Annotated in this window: 18 protein-coding genes; 4 read left to right on the top strand and 14 right to left on the bottom strand. The window is 45.5% G+C overall.

Going from position 1 to position 17,103, the window contains the following annotated elements:
- Positions 1-139: 139 nt before the first annotated feature.
- Positions 140-1,192 carry a CotH kinase family protein gene (locus AC1DE7_RS14480; protein ID WP_340983336.1) on the bottom strand — a complete coding sequence of 351 codons (1,053 nt, stop codon included), beginning with the start codon at positions 1,190-1,192 and terminating at the stop codon, positions 140-142.
- A 344-nt stretch (positions 1,193-1,536) separates the two neighbouring features.
- Here AC1DE7_RS14480 and AC1DE7_RS14485 point away from each other — a divergent pair, with 344 nt between their 5' ends.
- Genes AC1DE7_RS14485 through AC1DE7_RS14500 form a run of 4 tightly spaced genes read left to right on the top strand, consistent with a single transcriptional unit; the run spans position 1,537 to position 4,488 of the window.
- Positions 1,537-2,274, top strand: a complete 738-nt coding sequence (locus tag AC1DE7_RS14485; RefSeq protein WP_340983337.1) for an LSm family protein — start codon at positions 1,537-1,539, stop codon at positions 2,272-2,274.
- Between the two features lie 53 nt (positions 2,275-2,327).
- The gene (locus AC1DE7_RS14490; RefSeq protein WP_161799422.1) at positions 2,328-2,465 is read left to right on the top strand and encodes a hypothetical protein; all 138 of its coding nucleotides are present in this window, start codon (positions 2,328-2,330) and stop codon (positions 2,463-2,465) included.
- Positions 2,466-3,812 carry an arsenic transporter gene (locus AC1DE7_RS14495; RefSeq protein WP_036606287.1) on the top strand — a complete coding sequence of 449 codons (1,347 nt, stop codon included), beginning with the start codon at positions 2,466-2,468 and terminating at the stop codon, positions 3,810-3,812. It abuts the gene before it with no gap.
- Between the two features lie 13 nt (positions 3,813-3,825).
- A complete protein-coding gene (locus tag AC1DE7_RS14500) occupies positions 3,826-4,488 on the top strand; it encodes a DUF2642 domain-containing protein (RefSeq protein WP_340983338.1) in 663 nt (220 codons plus the stop codon).
- 64 nt (positions 4,489-4,552) lie between these two features.
- Here AC1DE7_RS14500 and AC1DE7_RS14505 read toward each other — a convergent pair whose 3' ends face one another.
- From AC1DE7_RS14505 to AC1DE7_RS14565, 13 genes are all read right to left on the bottom strand, one after another.
- On the bottom strand, positions 4,553-5,119 hold the full coding sequence (locus AC1DE7_RS14505) for a hypothetical protein (RefSeq protein ID WP_340019396.1): 567 nt from the start codon (positions 5,117-5,119) through the stop codon (positions 4,553-4,555).
- A 138-nt stretch (positions 5,120-5,257) separates the two neighbouring features.
- A complete protein-coding gene (locus AC1DE7_RS14510; protein WP_340983339.1) occupies positions 5,258-6,361 on the bottom strand; it encodes a toxic anion resistance protein in 1,104 nt (367 codons plus the stop codon).
- 11 nt (positions 6,362-6,372) lie between these two features.
- Positions 6,373-7,125: a hypothetical protein gene (locus tag AC1DE7_RS14515; RefSeq protein WP_477534662.1), complete on the bottom strand. Its 753-nt coding sequence runs from the start codon at positions 7,123-7,125 to the stop codon at positions 6,373-6,375.
- A 147-nt stretch (positions 7,126-7,272) separates the two neighbouring features.
- Positions 7,273-8,322, bottom strand: coding sequence for an ATP-grasp domain-containing protein (locus AC1DE7_RS14520; RefSeq protein ID WP_477534663.1), 1,050 nt, complete (start codon positions 8,320-8,322; stop codon positions 7,273-7,275).
- The gene (locus tag AC1DE7_RS14525) at positions 8,323-9,171 is read right to left on the bottom strand and encodes a hydrolase (protein WP_340030206.1); all 849 of its coding nucleotides are present in this window, start codon (positions 9,169-9,171) and stop codon (positions 8,323-8,325) included.
- Positions 9,171-10,322 (bottom strand): cysteine protease StiP family protein, encoded by a 1,152-nt coding sequence (locus AC1DE7_RS14530; protein WP_477534664.1) that lies wholly within the window; start codon positions 10,320-10,322, stop codon positions 9,171-9,173. The genes AC1DE7_RS14525 and AC1DE7_RS14530 overlap by 1 nt, the downstream gene beginning before the upstream one ends.
- A complete protein-coding gene (locus AC1DE7_RS14535; protein WP_477534746.1) occupies positions 10,319-11,614 on the bottom strand; it encodes a phosphoribosyltransferase family protein in 1,296 nt (431 codons plus the stop codon). The genes AC1DE7_RS14530 and AC1DE7_RS14535 overlap by 4 nt, the downstream gene beginning before the upstream one ends.
- 67 nt (positions 11,615-11,681) lie before the next feature.
- A complete protein-coding gene (locus AC1DE7_RS14540) occupies positions 11,682-12,902 on the bottom strand; it encodes an HpcH/HpaI aldolase/citrate lyase family protein (RefSeq protein WP_477534747.1) in 1,221 nt (406 codons plus the stop codon).
- A gap of 190 nt (positions 12,903-13,092) precedes the next feature.
- Positions 13,093-14,349, bottom strand: a complete 1,257-nt coding sequence (locus tag AC1DE7_RS14545) for a TerD family protein (RefSeq protein ID WP_477534665.1) — start codon at positions 14,347-14,349, stop codon at positions 13,093-13,095.
- Positions 14,350-14,379: 30 nt separating this feature from the next.
- A complete protein-coding gene (locus tag AC1DE7_RS14550) occupies positions 14,380-14,961 on the bottom strand; it encodes a TerD family protein (protein WP_036606267.1) in 582 nt (193 codons plus the stop codon).
- Between the two features lie 93 nt (positions 14,962-15,054).
- Positions 15,055-15,630, bottom strand: coding sequence for a TerD family protein (locus AC1DE7_RS14555; RefSeq protein ID WP_036606264.1), 576 nt, complete (start codon positions 15,628-15,630; stop codon positions 15,055-15,057).
- Positions 15,631-15,720: 90 nt separating this feature from the next.
- A complete protein-coding gene (locus AC1DE7_RS14560) occupies positions 15,721-16,314 on the bottom strand; it encodes a TerD family protein (protein ID WP_101314690.1) in 594 nt (197 codons plus the stop codon).
- Positions 16,315-16,349: 35 nt separating this feature from the next.
- A complete protein-coding gene (locus tag AC1DE7_RS14565) occupies positions 16,350-16,796 on the bottom strand; it encodes a tellurite resistance TerB family protein (protein WP_036606259.1) in 447 nt (148 codons plus the stop codon).
- Positions 16,797-17,103 lie beyond the last annotated feature (307 nt).

A 17,103-nucleotide genomic window follows, 5' to 3' on the forward strand; every position in this document is an offset into this window, starting at 1 on the left:
ATGTACACATATGGTTATTATAGCGTATTTTACAATGCCGCTTCTATTCTTATTACCCTACTTTTCCCAATACAATAAACTTCTCTTCATTTTGGCAGTAAAAAAAGGAAGGTCTCCCTTCCCCACGCTAGTTAAGTGCTTACAGCTGATGTAGTTTTTCACTTAGATACTCCCGACGTTTCACCACATATTCGCGAATTCTTTCCGGTTCACCTGCAAATACATCCATGGGCCATTTCATGTAAGGATCTTTGTTGACATCTTCCCGAATCTCATTGTGTAACCGATTCACCAAGGGCATAATTCGCTTCTCTGTAAAAGCATTCATCAGATGCTGGCGCATCAGCTTTTTATATTGTTGACGGAAACTGCGGAATGCCAGCAATCGTCCGGTAAGTCTGTTATACCCCTGAATTCGAACAAGATTGGGGTCAACTCGAGTTCCATAACAGTTCCTCCCCCAAGTACCCTCATAATCCCAAGGCAGGATGCCATATTTTCCGCTTTTGATTTTCTCATACCATGTGTAATTCTGATGAAATCCATCGAAGTTCCCTGTAAGCACAGCTCCACTTAACCAGCGTAAATAATTGTCTGTATCCACCCTCGACTGTAAAAAACGAAACAATTCCAACCTGGACTTTGTGTTCAACTGCTGAATAAAATTACGTAGCCTTGTGCGATCCACATCTTTGCCACGAATTAAGCTGTATCCGGACAATAAATCGGTACTTGTTGAAGAGGATTCCGAATTCATCCTAAAACCAGCATGATCATTCACCGCATAGAAGATACTGCGCACAGGGATTTTCCTTTGACGAAAAAAGAAGGATTTCACCCCTTCGATCCGCAGGTATACACCCAAAAGTTGCCCGTTCAGATAGAGTACGCAGTGTTGTGTAGACGGTGCGGGTACACGAATCGACTCAAAAAAACGAAAAGAAAGTGCATTGCGCAACAACGAAGGATCATCATACTCCGCATTAAAATGATACGTTCGGCTGGATGTACGAACCTCAAATGATTTTTTGGGATAACCGCGTGTATGTCCTCCACGGTATCGAAGCCGGATCGGAAACGGCTTACCGTCCATCTGCATCGTGCTGTTCACAAACGTCTCTGACCATATATTGGACGTTAACTGTTGATATTCGGTTGGAGACAAGCTGATATGGTAGACAGGTAGAGCCATTTCCATCCGCCTTTCGAATACCTGTAAGATTCGCCCGTAGGCTCTTACATCATCCTATGCAGGTGCACAGAAAGTCGTACGGGCGAATGCACAGTCCTGATACTTATCACATCCCAATTCACTTGTCATAATGCGGAATAACCGAGTTATTAATCTATAAATTTACATCATTTTCATAGATTATAGCTGAAATGGTATAAATATAGTTAACTGGCTAGTCCCTCCAAGAAGCATGTCACATATGCTTAAACTACAGACAGACACGAATGACGAATGGAAGGGATCACATTTACATCCACCATTTCTGTCCATCTGAACTTATATCATGGAAGGGGTCAAACACAATGTCTATGAATGGTCAAGGAATAAGAGGTTTGTTGGGAAGAGAGATTAAGATTAACCGGGGAGGACCTGATTCAATACAAGGTACACTTACGGACGTACGCTGGGACTACATGGCAATGAACTGCAAAGAAGGGATTGTCTACGTTAATGAATCACATGTCAAAAGCATAACAGATACAGGCCGTTCCGGTGGTAACCGAAATGCAACCATGGGGAACCCTATTCCTTCCAACACGTTTTTAGGCGTTATGCAAGCACTCCGCTTCCGCCGTGTTCAGATTAACCGGGGAGGACCTGAAAAAGTGGAAGGCATCCTGGCCGATGCCAACCAGAACCAATTGATCATGACTTTGAAAAATCAGGAGATTGTTCGTATTCCGATGCAACATGTGAAATCTGTATCCCTCGTACGTGGTGGTGGGAACAACAACAACAACAACAACAGTAGTAATACAAGTCAAGGGAACCAAGCAGCCCAAGGTAATCAGGCGGCTCAAGGCAACCAGTCTCGTGGCAACCGTTCTCAAGGGAACCAAGCAGCTCAAGGGAACCAATCCCAGGGTAATAAGTCCGGCGGCAACAAGTCACGGAACAACCAAGGCAATCGTTCTCAGGGGCAACGAGTTCAAGGCAACCAATCCCAAGGAAATAAATCTGGTGGTAACAAGTCGCGTGGCAATCAAGGCAACCAAGGCAGTCAATCCCGTGGTAACAAATCCGGCAATAAAAAGAAGTAAATAAAATAAACTGACAACTTAAGTTATCTACCAGCTTAAAGGGGGGAATTATCATGTTGATCTTCGTCGCATTAGTCTTGATTGGTGTGCCTTTTTACTGGATCGTTGCACCCGGAAGGCCCACTCCATCCCATGAACATCTGCTTCAGGCTTCGTCAGGACTTCTCCCCCTGGGAGGTGAATCACAGTAAATGCCTGACTACCAGTTGTGGTTAACCTTCGGGGTCTTTATCATCACTGTCATTTTCCTGATGTGGCGTCCTGGCGGATTGAATGAATCTATACCCACCTCGCTTGGCGCCCTTCTTCTTATTTTAACTGGAGTGAGCAGCTATGCTCACATTGTTGGAATCTTCGGGATCGTATCTGGTGCAGCCGTAACAATCCTCTCTACCATTGTCATGTCGATTATTTTAGATAGCATCGGTTTTTTTCGCTGGATCGCTTTGAATATGATTGAGAAAGCAAGAGGTTCCGGCTTTCGATTGTTCTGGCTAATTCTATTACTTTGTTTTCTCATGACCATCTTCTTCAACAATGATGGCAGTATTCTGATCACAACTCCGATAATTATTCGAATCTGTTCTATACTTCGTCTGAAAATGCATCAACAGTTACCCTACCTGATCTCCGGTGCGCTAATCGCTACGGCTTCCAGTGCGCCAATTGGACTTAGTAATCTGGCAAATCTGATTGCTTTGCAAATGGTTGGCTTAAATCTGAATACTTATACTCAGATGATGTTTGTGCCATCCATGCTTGCGATCATGGTGATGACTGTACTGCTGTTCTATTATTTTCGTAGAAGTATTCCCAAAGTTATTCATCATTTCCCTGTATCCCTGCAGTCTTCATCAGGTTCAGGATATCATCCGCTTCAGACAACTGAATCCGAGAATAAAGTAGACTGGTGGCTGTTCCGTGTCTGTATTGGTATCGTTGTATTTATCCGTGCAGGATATTTTCTAGCTGAGCAAGTCGGTATACGTATGGAGGTAGTTGCAATCACTGGTGTTATTCTCATGCTCGCTGTGCGTTGGTATCGCACCCGGACTGGACTCAAAGATGTGATAACACAAACGCCCTGGCACATTCTACTCTTTGCCTTCAGCATTTATGTTATTGTGGATAGTCTTCACCGAGCAGGCATGACCGCATCGATCATTCAGTGGATGAAACCTATAATAGAAGGAGGAAATGCCAGCATCATTGCTGTGTCGGGGTTAATGCTCACTCTGCTTTCCAATCTATTCAACAATTTGCCCTCCGTCATGATTGGGACCTTTGCTGTTACAGATCTTCCACTAAGTGAATCTCAACTGCATCTTGCGTATCTTGCCAACATTCTGGGAAGTGATATCGGAGCCTTACTGACGCCTATTGGCACCTTGGCAACGTTAATTTGGATGTATATATTAAAGACCCATCATATTCGAATCTCCTGGAAACAGTATATGAAAGTTACCTTTATTGTGATACCAATAAGTCTAATTGTTAGCCTAATTTCACTATATATTTGGACATCTATTCTCTATTGAGAGGAGGAATACTGTGGAACTTCTTACGCATTGGCTGAGTAAATCCGTCGAATTGGAGCTGTCTGGCTGTAAACTACCGATCCAGGGTGAGATCATTGATGTAGGCCAGGATCTGATTGTAGTCTACGGAAATCAGCGATTTGTTTATATTCCACTTCATCATGTTCAATCCATGCATGTCAATACGGCAGATGATTCAAGTATAGTTTTGCCAACACCCGACCCCGAGATGGATCACACCAACATCTCTTACCGCAAAATGCTGATGAACGCCCGTGGACGTTTCAGTGAAATCTCCATCGGAGGGAAAACATTGCATGGTTATATTACAAATATTATGAATGACTACTTTATGTTCTACTCTCCGTTATATCATTCTATCTATGTTTCCATTAATCATCTGAAGTATATTATTCCTTCCCCTACTAACAGCACACCCTATTCCCTTAGTAAGCAACATTTCCCTATGCAACCTTCGTCCATGTCACTCTCCCGTACACTCGATCAGCAACTTCATAAAATGATAGGTGAACTTGTTGTACTCAACCTCGGTTGCAAGCCTTACCGAGCAGGGTTATTGAAGAGTGCAGACAGCCACTTGCTTGCGTTGGTAGAAGCGGATGGGACTTCTTTAATTATGCATACCGATCATATCCAAACCATTCATCTCCCTTGAATATCAGAAGAACAAAAAGGTTCATCTGCCTATGGCTGATGAACCTTTTTTTCACCTTTACATCCTACCATCTTCTGCGTCCACGATCACCCCTATTATGATCATTCAACTCACCAAGACGATCGTATGTCTCCTTATATATCCGAATCACGGCCTGAACTTTGATGAAATCAGCATCTTCCGGTCCAAGCCCCTCCATAAACATTCTCTGAATGATCTGTTGGAAGAATTGCACTTTGGCCTCAATCTGTTCTTGCTCAAGCTGTAATATGTCTTCGAAACTGTGGTTCCCTATGTAATCCATCAACTCATCATCAGGACTGGAATAATCTGCGTTTCTCCGATCTGCTACCCATTCATCCGGCTCATTGGACTGGAGGTTAACACTGGTGCGTAATTGGGATAAGATGATTTTCTCTTTAGCCAACATGACATGAAAATCTTTGTTACGGAGTAGCTCCGATACAATCAGACTGCACATTTCACGGTTTTGGATCAGTATGCCGTCAAAAGGATGTAGCGTCCACTCCCCGTTTGCATAATACAGGTTAAAGTTAAAGAACTCACTGCCATATTTGTATTGAATATTAATCTTGGTCTCATCAATAATCTCGAATGAAAAGTCCAGCATGTTCAGCAAGCTCCTTCGCACAACCCCAGATTTTACCTTCATTCTATCAAATAAATGAAACAAAGAGACGCACTCGGCGTCCCTCGTAGAAAATAAAACCATGTAGCAATCTCGATACGATATGCAGCGAGTCCTACCCTAATCCAGGAAAGATCCTAATGCACTGGAATCCGGTTTGTTTTTTTCCGGAATGGCAACAACCTTCGGCCCTTCCAGACCCAGTCGATCGCTCATTTTAGCGTTAAGGGTTGTCATCTTGTTGGTATAGTCATTACAGCTCTCGATGATCCGGCGATTAGACTGCTCGGACAGATCCAGCGCAGACATCAGATCACCCATCGCCTGATTGACCGCTTCAAGGGACATCGCAGGTTTGGACAACAGTTCATTTGTTTTCTCAGTCGTTGTCTTCAACAATCTGGCGTTTTCCTTGAATTGATCTTCAATCGTCTTATTCGTAGCTTCCACAGCGGAAATGACCTTCTCCTGATCATTAAGAGCCATCGCAATCATGGCCGAAACGGTGATCAGATTCGCTGTTTTATCAATGGCATTATTAACGGAATCAATCAGCTTATCATTGTTATCATTAATGATGTCTGTAGCTGCGATCGCCTGATTGTACAGCATGATCATCTCTGTCATGGATTGGGTACGTGTTACCACTTTGCGCAACCCACGCTCCAGATGTGCTTTACGATTCTCGTTCTCAGGCTTGGCAATCTCGGTTTCGAACAATGCTTTCAATTGATTACCAAAAGAGATTTTGGTCTGCAGATTGTAGATCTCCTGAATGGAAGAACGTTTCAATTGACGCATGTTCACGATGCTTTCTTCCAGGTTGTCCTTGCCGTCCCGCAACCCGTTAATGATGGCATCAATGTTCGTGCGAACGGATTGATAACGGTATACATAGTTTTTCAGCGGGCTTTTACGTAACAACTTCCCGACAAAACTCACATTTTTACTCTGCTGCAAACTCTCACATTCATCACGGAGCTTCAGGATCATGTTTGATACCTCTGCCCGGTTCCCGGACATCAATTCATTGACTGGGCGATCAAGCAACTTGAGAGTCTGTCCTGCTCTCTCTTGTGTTTTCACGCCCAACTTGCCGATATCATCCATTAAGGTATCCAGATGAGCCGGATCACTTTGGGACACTTTCTGAATAAGCTGTGTTGCTTCCTGGTTAATCCGTTGCTCATCTTCCTGCTTCAACTGAGCCCATTCCGTTGCCATGCCAATCCCTCCTATAATTCAGAGCTGTTATACCGTTGATGTATTAGTTCCGCTTTGTTCTGGAGCTCCATTAAGTCTTTATGTTCAATCGTTGATACAATATCCGATATCTTGGAATCCACGTCTCGAAGACCATTCAGCAGCATACGCCGATTGTTGCGTTTGGCTTCTCCACTTAAACGTAAAAATGGATTAATAAAACCGTTCAGGTCTTTTAAAATCAGTCTGCGCACCGTATGGTTGATATCTCCGTTATTTAGTTCCTGAAGGGAAGGAATCACACGCTGCAAACGGGCAAACAACGCCAATGATTTCTCCACGATCTCATTATCCAGCTCGTTCTTCTGACCTTCGGAGATGATCATATCCTCCAGAACTTCCAGGTATTCAATCACCGGATCAAATACAGGATCTGGTTCAGTCCGGGAAGGCTTCGCTTGTTCTGTGCTTGCATGCTGTGCGGGAGTGGAACTCGGTTGGGGCTCTGCCAGAGAAGCTTCTCGCGCCCCTGTTGGCACTGTGCTCGGTGCTTGTCCACCATTCAAGCGGGATGGTTCATTTCCGATATCTGTAATGGGTACAGGGGCTGATGACGAACCCTGGACCTGTGTACGTGGCGTGGAACGTGAAGGAATCAATCCTCCGACCACAGTTGCCAGTGCCGGAATTGCCCACGTGATGACATCCGGTAGAAAGGGACTCGAGATCGCCGCGAGACCATAACCGACCAATGCGCCTATACCTATCTTCGTTTTCCGTAACATTACTTGTCCTCCTGCCTTAACAACACATACAGTGCATATTCAAAAAGTCTGATTTTCAGTACCGAGAAGATGGACTTTTTGAATAACCTCTCATCCGTATTGTAAAAAAACCATCCAGAAGGTGTCAATGTTGAGGGAAATTCTCAGCTAGACGAGGTGTACTCCGCTTACCTTCTGAACGTCGATTATAAATGGCTGTTCGATATGACTTCCCAGTATGCCAAACTTCGGATGAAGTGGTCCAATATCATGGCCAAGTGCAGACTTGACCGCCAGATACGGGAAGTTCACGCCCGACAGACAAGACATGTGCAACCCACCAGACATACGCGGATTAATCTCCAGTAGCTTCGGTGTATCCTTGCGATATTTCATCTGTATATTAAAATTATAAGGAATCTGATATACCTCTGCCACATTGCGGGCAATCGCCAGCAATTCCTCGTTTTCTTCGAGCAAGCGTAAACGTCCTCTTTCTTTTCTACGCGGAATAGCCGTTAATAGTTTCCCATTGCGATCCGAAAGACAATCAATGCTGTATTCATATCCTTCCAGTACCTCCATCACCATGACATTTTGAAAGGACGGAGCAGAAGAGAACGCACGCAGGGCATCTTCATACGAAATGGAGTTAAGCGCGTATCCGAACAACTCCTGCAACGGATCACGTTCATTATTAATCACTCGGAATCCCATACCACCCTCACCATTACATGGTTTGAAGCATACATCATGTCCACGTGCACGTAGCGCCTCATAGGCTTGCTGGAATTGTGCAGCATTACTGACCGTGAAATAATCCGGAATCTCCATAATGCCCTTCTCACGCACCGATTCATAGAAGCGGTCTTTCTCCATCAATTGTTCCAGCAATTCCGTGTCCGAGCATACGATAACCCGTGTACCGATCTCTTCGAACAGGGAGATATGTCTGCTGATGTCCAGCATGTTCCAGCGTGGAATAAACACATCAATCTGATGACGACGGCAAAAGGCGAGGCAAAAATCAACATACTCCCGGCCCGTTAGACGCGGTTCAACTTCTGCAACATCACAGCCCTGTAATGCCATATGTCCAGGATCAGGATGAGTACCGTAGATCTCAAATTCCATACCGTCCTCATTGTCCCGAATCGCATTCATATAATGATACGTTACAGAGAACCAACGGTTGAAGTAAATCTTCATTTTTTTCATTTATACGGTCTCCCTTATCTCGGCATGGTCTATCTGGGTCTGTTGATCGTTATGAATACGGTGAACGTAATCGAGAATCTCATCTGCTGCAAAAGCACCGAATTGTTCCGTAAATTGATACGGTATCTGCTCAGGTACACGCTGTCTCTCCACATGTAACTCTCCGTGAGACGGAGCAATGGCGTAGTGCGCAAAGTCCAGCAAACAACGATCCAGCAAGGAATCACCCGAAGCAATCACAGGCACATCGCCAATGCGTTGCCTAATATGCTCCACTGCAGCTCGTTTGTTCACGGCCGAAGGCACCAGATAGAGCTTCCGCCCCTGAATCGAACTCTCCCATCCCAGCGTCTCTAACACCCGAATCTTTTCCGCAATATGCTCCATTGGAAGCTTGTCACGTTCGATTAGCAATGCAAAGAACAGCTCATCACACAATCGCTGATTAATTACCCACTCCGGGCTCAGCACATCGTCAAATAAATTCAGGATCTCTTCGGGAGTAGCTGCCTGCTGACGAAGCAAAGAACGCATATGCAGATTCCATTCATCGTCTACCTGACCGTCAACAATGATGTTGCCACCATTACTCGTCACCGCATATTTCGGAATACATTCGCTCTGAAAAATATGAATGCGCCGGTACTGCTCCACGGTACGTGTCGTCACCGGCATAAATACAATGTCTTGTGGCAAAGACTGCAACCGCTCCAGTGCATATGCTGACATAAAAGCGGACAACTTGCCGTTAATCCACTCTGCGGGAACAAGTCCCGGTGTATCTTCGGGAATACGGAGCGCACGACGGGAGTACACCAGCGTCTGGTCCAGATCACTTGCGTAGATCATCATTCTCCTCCACCTCCCAGGGATTGAATAATGCCGCAACAGGAATAGGTTAATCCCGGATATACCTCAACCGGCACATTTCTGTCTCTGGCGAGCATCATGATATGTTGCAAATCCGGATTATCCAGACGGTCCACAAGAATCTTCCAAGGGACACGGCGCAGTAACACCCGGGTTGTTTCTCCGATTCCAGGTTTGATCAGATTGATGTTCGCAATACCAAAGGATTGCTGAATGGACTCGATATCCTGCCAGCCTTTCCAGGTGATTTCCGAAGTACCAGTAGCATTGTCCTCCGTTTGAATCTCCGCCAGATCCATCATTTGCGGAAAATGCTGAGCGATAGTATCCACGTATTGGGTCGACACATCGTCAGAGGACCATTCACGATACCATTTGGCCCCATGAAAATCTGCCGGCCCAATCAGATCATCCCGAAGTACTGTACGGCTCACGAGTCCCGAGACGGTGGAATTCAGACAAGCACTAGGAATAAGATAATCTTCCCTTGTCCCAAAAGTTCCTGAACATTGCCCCGGATCAGCCAACACAGCAAGATCATCATCAAGACTTACGCCATAAGTCCGTTCCATGTGGTCACAGGACTCTTTCAGCACTTTGTGAATAGCCCCTTTGCCTGTCCAACCGTCTACAAACTGAATAGCTGTTTCCAGACCATGTTGCTGTAAAATATATAAAATTGCGTTCTCGTCCATACCCTTGCCACGAATAATTGAAATGCTATAATGCGGAATCGTCACTTTGTATTTCAATTCAATATAACGTTTGATCAGGATGCCCACAGGTGTTCCGGCTCGAGCCAGAGATACCAGCACCAGATTCAGTCCCCTGCGCTCTACAATCTTCTCAGCCACGATGGCGGTATGACGTGCGGTTCTTGCAGCGGATTGTTCCAGCGTCTGATGGAACAGCTCGATGTATTCTGCTGTGGGCTGGTATTCCACGGGTAACATCTCCGAATAATGAACCCCGGATTGGATCGCCTGCTCCCGTTCACCCGTTCCCTTTTCCAGATCAACATGGCTGATATCCTTCAGTAGGAATACAACGTCCGATGCAGCATAACTGCCCATCGGTTCGGGAGACGGAATCTCACGTTGTCTGATTAGCTCCAGTGTAGTTAAGTTCATTGCTCGTTGTCCCCTGTCTTCTCTGGCAAGCCGCAATATACGATATGAATGTGTCCGCACCCCAACTGCCCCAGTACCTTCAACATCGGTTCCATTCGTTCTTCGGACATCTGTCTCTCCAGCAGAACAAAAATCTCGTCATACTGACCCGGGGCGATGTTATAGATAAAGTTACGAACGGATGCGTCTTCCGGTGAGGCATATCCGGCACCACTACGAACAGCATATCCTGGAGCCGGATGTGTATGGATTGGACTGCGGGTAGTGGATTGATACAACACGCCTTCTCCCATCTCGGCAGCAATACGCATCGGAATGTACATGAACTCCCCTGTTCCCATCACCAAAGTCCGTTCTCCCGTACGCTGCGTCCGAAGCCGTTCTGCAATCCGGCTAATCTCCTGGCGCAATTCGCCATTATGACGGGATTGCATACCAAACCTGCCCGTATGCTGGACGTAGCTCGCTGTGCTACGTTTACCTTCACCATCCTCCGAAGTAGCGTGCAGCTGATCGAAGGCATCGGCAACGGTAGAGGTTTGAAGCATTACGGCAGGACGGGATAGCTGCTCATCTTGCTGTGTTGCTTCCAACTGTGGAGTACCCACTACTTCAATACGGCCCTTCAACAGGCTTAACGGTGTAATGGTAATCCCCAGTTCAGCTTCCAGCTCGGCAAATCGATTCTCGTCCGCTTCCGTACGCCAGTCCAACAGCGAAGCAATCACATATTGCTTCCTGGGGTATCTGGCCTGAATATCCCGAATGATATTCAACGTCGTTTTGCCCGTCGTAATCTCGTCGTCCACCAGAACAATCGGACCCTCTCCTGCAAAGGCTTCATGATCCAACGCATAACAACGATGAGCCATCGCATGGGAGTGTTCTTCTTCAAATTGAATATCTGGATGCATCGCTGGAACATATTCGCGAGTGGTGTGAATATAGGAAGCTTGATCAGCAAACATCTCGTACATGCTGTGACCCAGCGCTGTCGCTGTCTCGGCAAAACCAACAAAACGAATCGTTTCCGGCAAACTTAAGCTTTCTTGCAACAGCATGTTGTACACTTGCCGGGCTTGTTGGGGATCAATCAGCCCCTCGACCATTTCCCGTTTCCACTCGGTGATCTGAACTTTCGTCTCTTCCGTCTTTTCAGTCAGGTGCTCATATAACAGAACAGCCAATGCCGCGCCACTCAGAAGCGAGGTATACGGGTTAACCGGGATGTGCTTGCCCAGCAGTTTGCTTACAAACAGAAATGAACGTTTTTTATTGATGCGTGCAGCCATGGAAAATAGAGATTCTAGTGGAAGTTGCAGCGGGTTATGTGTAACCTGAACGTTCAGACTGAATTGATCAAGAATTGGGAACGTAGTTATGTTGTTGTTCGTGCTTGGGCAAGAGCCCGACAAAATGCTGCTGTTCATGTAACACCCCATATATTTGTGATCGGATTAGAATTCGATTCGCCCAGCTCAAGTGTGGTTTAATCTCATTCATTTTGTTATAGTAATTACTTTTGAACACACCCAGGCTACCGTCATTACGGGCGATGATGTCTTGGGCATCGGAATATTCCTCATGTGTAACAACGTACATCGCTTGTACGGGCTTAATATGAGAAGGATGAATGATCGTTTTGCCTACAATTCCATTTTCCTTGTCCATCATGACTTCACGCATCAATCCATCCATTGTGTTCGTAATATATTTCATTCTCAGATGCAGCCCAGATTTGCCCAGGGTTTCTTCGAATGGAGTCTGTCGTAATTGAGGTTTGAACACGCGCTCCCGCTGACTGAAATATTCCCAGACAGGACCTGAGATCACATACGGCTTGTCCATTCGTCCAAACAGATTGATAATATCCGAGATGCAGTCACGGATCGTGGCGATATCGTATATGGTCAATTCCGGGCTTCGGCGTAGTCCAAACAGGCTGGAGAAATCGGTCGCACCAATGCGTACATTGAGCACATATTCAACATTTTCATCGAGGATGTTACGAAGGCCCAGTAAGGTCTCCCAACGTGTCTCCCGATATATAATTGAAGCCGTTTCCAATATAGGCATTCCATAGAGAACGGGATAATGATCCGGTTTCCGTTGATTATAACTGCGGATCTGGTCGAAATAGGCTCTTCCATTGCCCACACAAAACTTGGGCAATGCCACGCCTGTCAGCATGGACACCAATTCTCCCAACGTATCAATGAGACGTTCCAAGTGTTGTGGTGAACGTACACGAGCAAACAGAAGAGGCATTTGATCCTGACTCAGCATGCCTGTCTCCATATAAGTCATCAGTTGAGTTAGATGCTGTACCAGACACTGCTCGGCAAACTCTACTTGGTCGTCACCCACAGCGTCCTCCAGATCAATAATAATGGTCGTCAGACCTTCATGTTTACCATTCATAATGTCGTCCGCGATATGTGTGCGCGTCGCGGGCATATATAAAGCAGCCCCAACAGCATATGCCAGTAGATCTTTGGAAGTCCGGTGATTGAACGAGACGGGTGAAGAGAAAAATAAAGTATCTTCTTCTTCCAGACTCAAAAAGTTAAAATATTTCAGGGTTGTCTCCTCCTCGCACCTTTGGCAATAGCCAATCTGCAATAGTTGATTCCAGCTGTCGGGGCATAAAAACCAATCCCTCCTAGTCTGGAGGGATTGATGGTCTATTATCGAGGATAACGTTGGTCAACAGTATCCTTGCAATGGTGCTGACCGATACAGCGTTTATATATTGAATAAATACAAATGATTACTTTCTTCCCGCAACCCACTGCATTCCCCAATCATGAGCCTCGTCCAACGCCTGATGCCCATTATAGAACTGCACGATTCGTTCAATACTGAATGTCTCATTGTTCACATTGCGTAACATCGCGATGCCACACATGCCAAGCGGGCTCCCGTATTCATTCATTCGGACAATGATATCCGGGCCATCCTTCTGCTGGATAGTTACCACACCGTCTACTTGAGACCAGTTGGCCACACCACCATAAATATAGGTAAATACCAAGATGCGCTCAATTTCCGAGATACGGGCACCATTAATCCGCAGATTCTCTCCCGTCTTAACCGATCCCGTCCGGTCATCCCCATCCAGTGCAATATAAGGGAAACGGTTGAGTGAACCAAACGTTTGTCCCAATGCCTGAATCACATCTCGTGTACCATCCTTCATCTCGAACAGGCAGCCCAAGTCCAGATCCACACTCTTGCTGCGACCAAATAACCCTTTGCTACCCTGTTGATTCCAGTTGAGGTTAATCAGGATTTCACCAAGTCCCCCCGCATTTTTCTTGAGGTTAATGGTGTCGCCCTTCTTCTTCAATTCAATTTTGCTGAAATTGATCGAATTCACAGGAGCAGGCGTCGGTTCTGGTGCGGGCGCCGGGGGTGGTGGAGTCGGTACAGCTGTCGGAGGAACGGTTGAAGTCGTTGGTGCAGGGTCCGCTCCACCATCCACATCCACACCAAAGTTAGCGCAGAGTGCATTCAATCCGCCTGCAAAACCCGATCCTATTGCATTGAACTTCCATTCTCCGTTATGACGATACAATTCACCGATGACAATCGCGGTCTCCACTGTAAAACCGCTTCCCAGATCATATCTCATTACTTCCTGACCTGTAGCTGCATTGGCAAACCGTAGAAAACCATGCTGAACCTGTCCAAAATGATGGCGTCGTGCTTCACCATCATGAATCGTCAGGCTGAAGGCGATTTTCTCAATTCGGGCAGGGATTTTGCCAAGATCAATGGCGAATTGTTTCTTCTCGCCACCAACCTGTCCACCATCCATGTACGTGATGAACGAGGTAGAGGGTTGATTATAAAAGATAAAATCTTCATCTCCAGCCACTTTATTGTCTGAACCCAGAAGGAATGCTGATGTGTCCAGCTCTACACCCGAGGCTGCCTCCCAACCAATGCCTACCGTTAGACGGGACAAGCCCGGATTGGTTTTGGTCAGATCACTCTTCTGGCCTTTCACGACAGAAATCGCCATAGCAGATTCACCTTTCTATGCCAAGTTATGTTATTGTGCATCCAGCCCGTAATTTTTGCATAAAGCAGATAGTCCACCTGTGAAGCCACTGCCTACCGCCTGGAATTTCCAGTCTGCACCTGCACGGTAAAACTCACAGAACACCACAGCTGTTTCTGTGGAATAGTCCTCTCCGAGGTCGAAACGAAGCACTTCCCGATCACTTGCAGCATCTACAACACGAACAAAAGCATTGGAGACTTGTCCAAAATTCTGCCCTCGTCCATCTCCATCATAGATGGTTACCGTAATACCGATCCGGTGAATGTGCGCAGGGATTTTGCTGAAGTCAACAACAACTTGTTCATCATCGCCGTCACCCTCACCCGTACGATTGTCACCGGTATGTGTCACTGAACCCGCACCGCCGCTTGGATTGTTGTAAAAAACAAAGTCATCCGTACCTTTGGCTTTTCCATCTTCGTACAACAAAAAAGCCGAAGCGTCCAGGTCAAAGTCGACTCCACCACTATATTTGTTTGTATCCCAACCCAAACCAACCACCACACGGGTAAGGCCCGGATTCGTCTTAGTCAGGTCAATACGTTGTCCTTTGGCAAGACTGATCGTCATTTGTTTTTCCACCTTTCCAAAATATGTGATTAAATGAAAAGGAGAACCGTCCAGGAGACGGTTCTTCCCATCCTGTAAGTCGTACTGTACGTCCTATTGCAAACCGTAGTCGCGTGTCAATCCAACCAATCCATCTTGGTAACCACTACCGATGGCACTGAACTTCCACTCGCCGCTATGACGATACAATTCACCAACAACTACACCTGTTTCGATGGAGAAGTCTTCTCCCAGGTCGAAACGAATCAGTTCTTCGCTGTTTGCTTCGTTGACGATTCGCACATAAGCACGGGAGACTTGTCCGAAGTTCTGGCTACGTTCTGTAGCTTCGTAGATTGTAATGGAGAATGCAATTTTCTCTACATTCGCGGGTACGTTAGGCAGGTCGATATTGATCTGCTCATCATCACCATCGCCATCTCCTGTACGGTTGTCACCGGTGTGAACAACAGAACCATTTTCATTTTGTGGATTGTTGAAGAAGATGAAGTTTTTCTCGCCTTCTACTTTACCGTTTGCATTGGCACAGAATACCGATACATCCAGGTCAAAGTCTTTTCCGCCATCATACTTATTGGTATCCCAGCCCAAGCCTACTGTGATTTTTGTCAAACCTGGGTTCGTTTTAGTCAGATCGATTTTTTGACCTTTAGAGAGATTAATTGCCATCGTATGATCATCCTCGCTTATTTAAGTGTATTGTAGTTATCGTGACATATGAATATCAGGATTATTGTCGATTTAGGTTAAATCTTGTACTTAGGAGTACCTGCGAGCGAGTTCGTTGATATGTACCGCATGGGAACCCTCTCCAATTGCCGAGAATTTCCATTCGCCTCCATGACGATACAATTCACCACAGATCAACGCTGTTGAACCTGTGTAGTTTTCGGAAAGATTGAACTTCACGAGCTCACTGGAATTTTTACCATCCAGAATACGAATATAAGCCTTCTCAATCATGCCAAAATCTTGCTTGCGATTGACACAATCGTAGATATTAACAACGATTAATATTTTATGAACATCAGCAGGAATACGGGACAGATCCATTTTGATCTGTTCGTCGTCACCGTCTCCCTGTCCTGTTAGATTGTCACCTGAATGGATAACCGAACGACATGCACTTTGCTTGTTGTGGAAGCAAACCAGGTTGGAGTCCTTCACCAACTTGCCTTCCTCATTCAACATGATCGCCGATGCATCACAATCGATATCCGCTTGTTTTTTTCTTCCAAAGAAACCTTTGGCAGTTACCGGGTCCCAACCGAGACCAGCAATCACCTCAGTAAGTCCTGCATTGCCTTTGGTTAAATCAATCTTCTGTCCTTTGACCAAATTAATGCTTGCCACTGATTTTCACCTCCCTTCATATGTAAAATAGCTACTTAGAGATTGAATTCACTCGGGTTCAGTCCAAGTACGATGCATATCTCGGCAACGACTCTTTTCTCCTGATCATCAAAGTTGCCGTCAGCTGAACCAATCGCACTGCATACACCCACAATAACGCGTCCTACATCCGGCTTGGCTTTGAATTTCCCAATAGCTTTCAGCGCTTCCTGCTTCCCGATCTCTGGAGAGAACTCAAAGTTCGCGACATAATGATTAAAGCGTGTAATCACTTCAGCCATATCAAATACTTTCAATTCCTGACTCAGGTTGATATAACCGGCCATCTTGTTCTTTTCCGCTTCATCAATGGAACCATCTGCAAAAGCAACCAGTGCACAACCTGCAACCACGGCATCCATAAAATCTTTATTTTTAAACTTTTTGACTTGCTCTTCAAGTCCTTGTTTTGTTGAATTTAACCAGCTTTTAAATGAACTCATACTCAACCTCCAATAGTTTCAACCTGGTGTTCCGTACATTCTTTTCAAGATTTTTCAGTAACTTTCATATCTACATCATGTTGAATATAAGTTAAATTATTCCTTAACTATACTCTGAAATACGGCAATTTTCTACATTAAAAAACAATTAATACCTTATGATACGCATTGTTCTGGATATAGTTTCAAGCGAGATGCGAGAACTTTCTATTCACTTCATTTTTCAGTCAAATATTCCCCTATTTGAAGCCCAAACATAAAAAGGCTCTGATCAGGGGATCAGAGCGCTTATTTCTACCAACACCAA

It is taken from the genome of Paenibacillus sp. 10L310 (assembly GCF_056395745.1).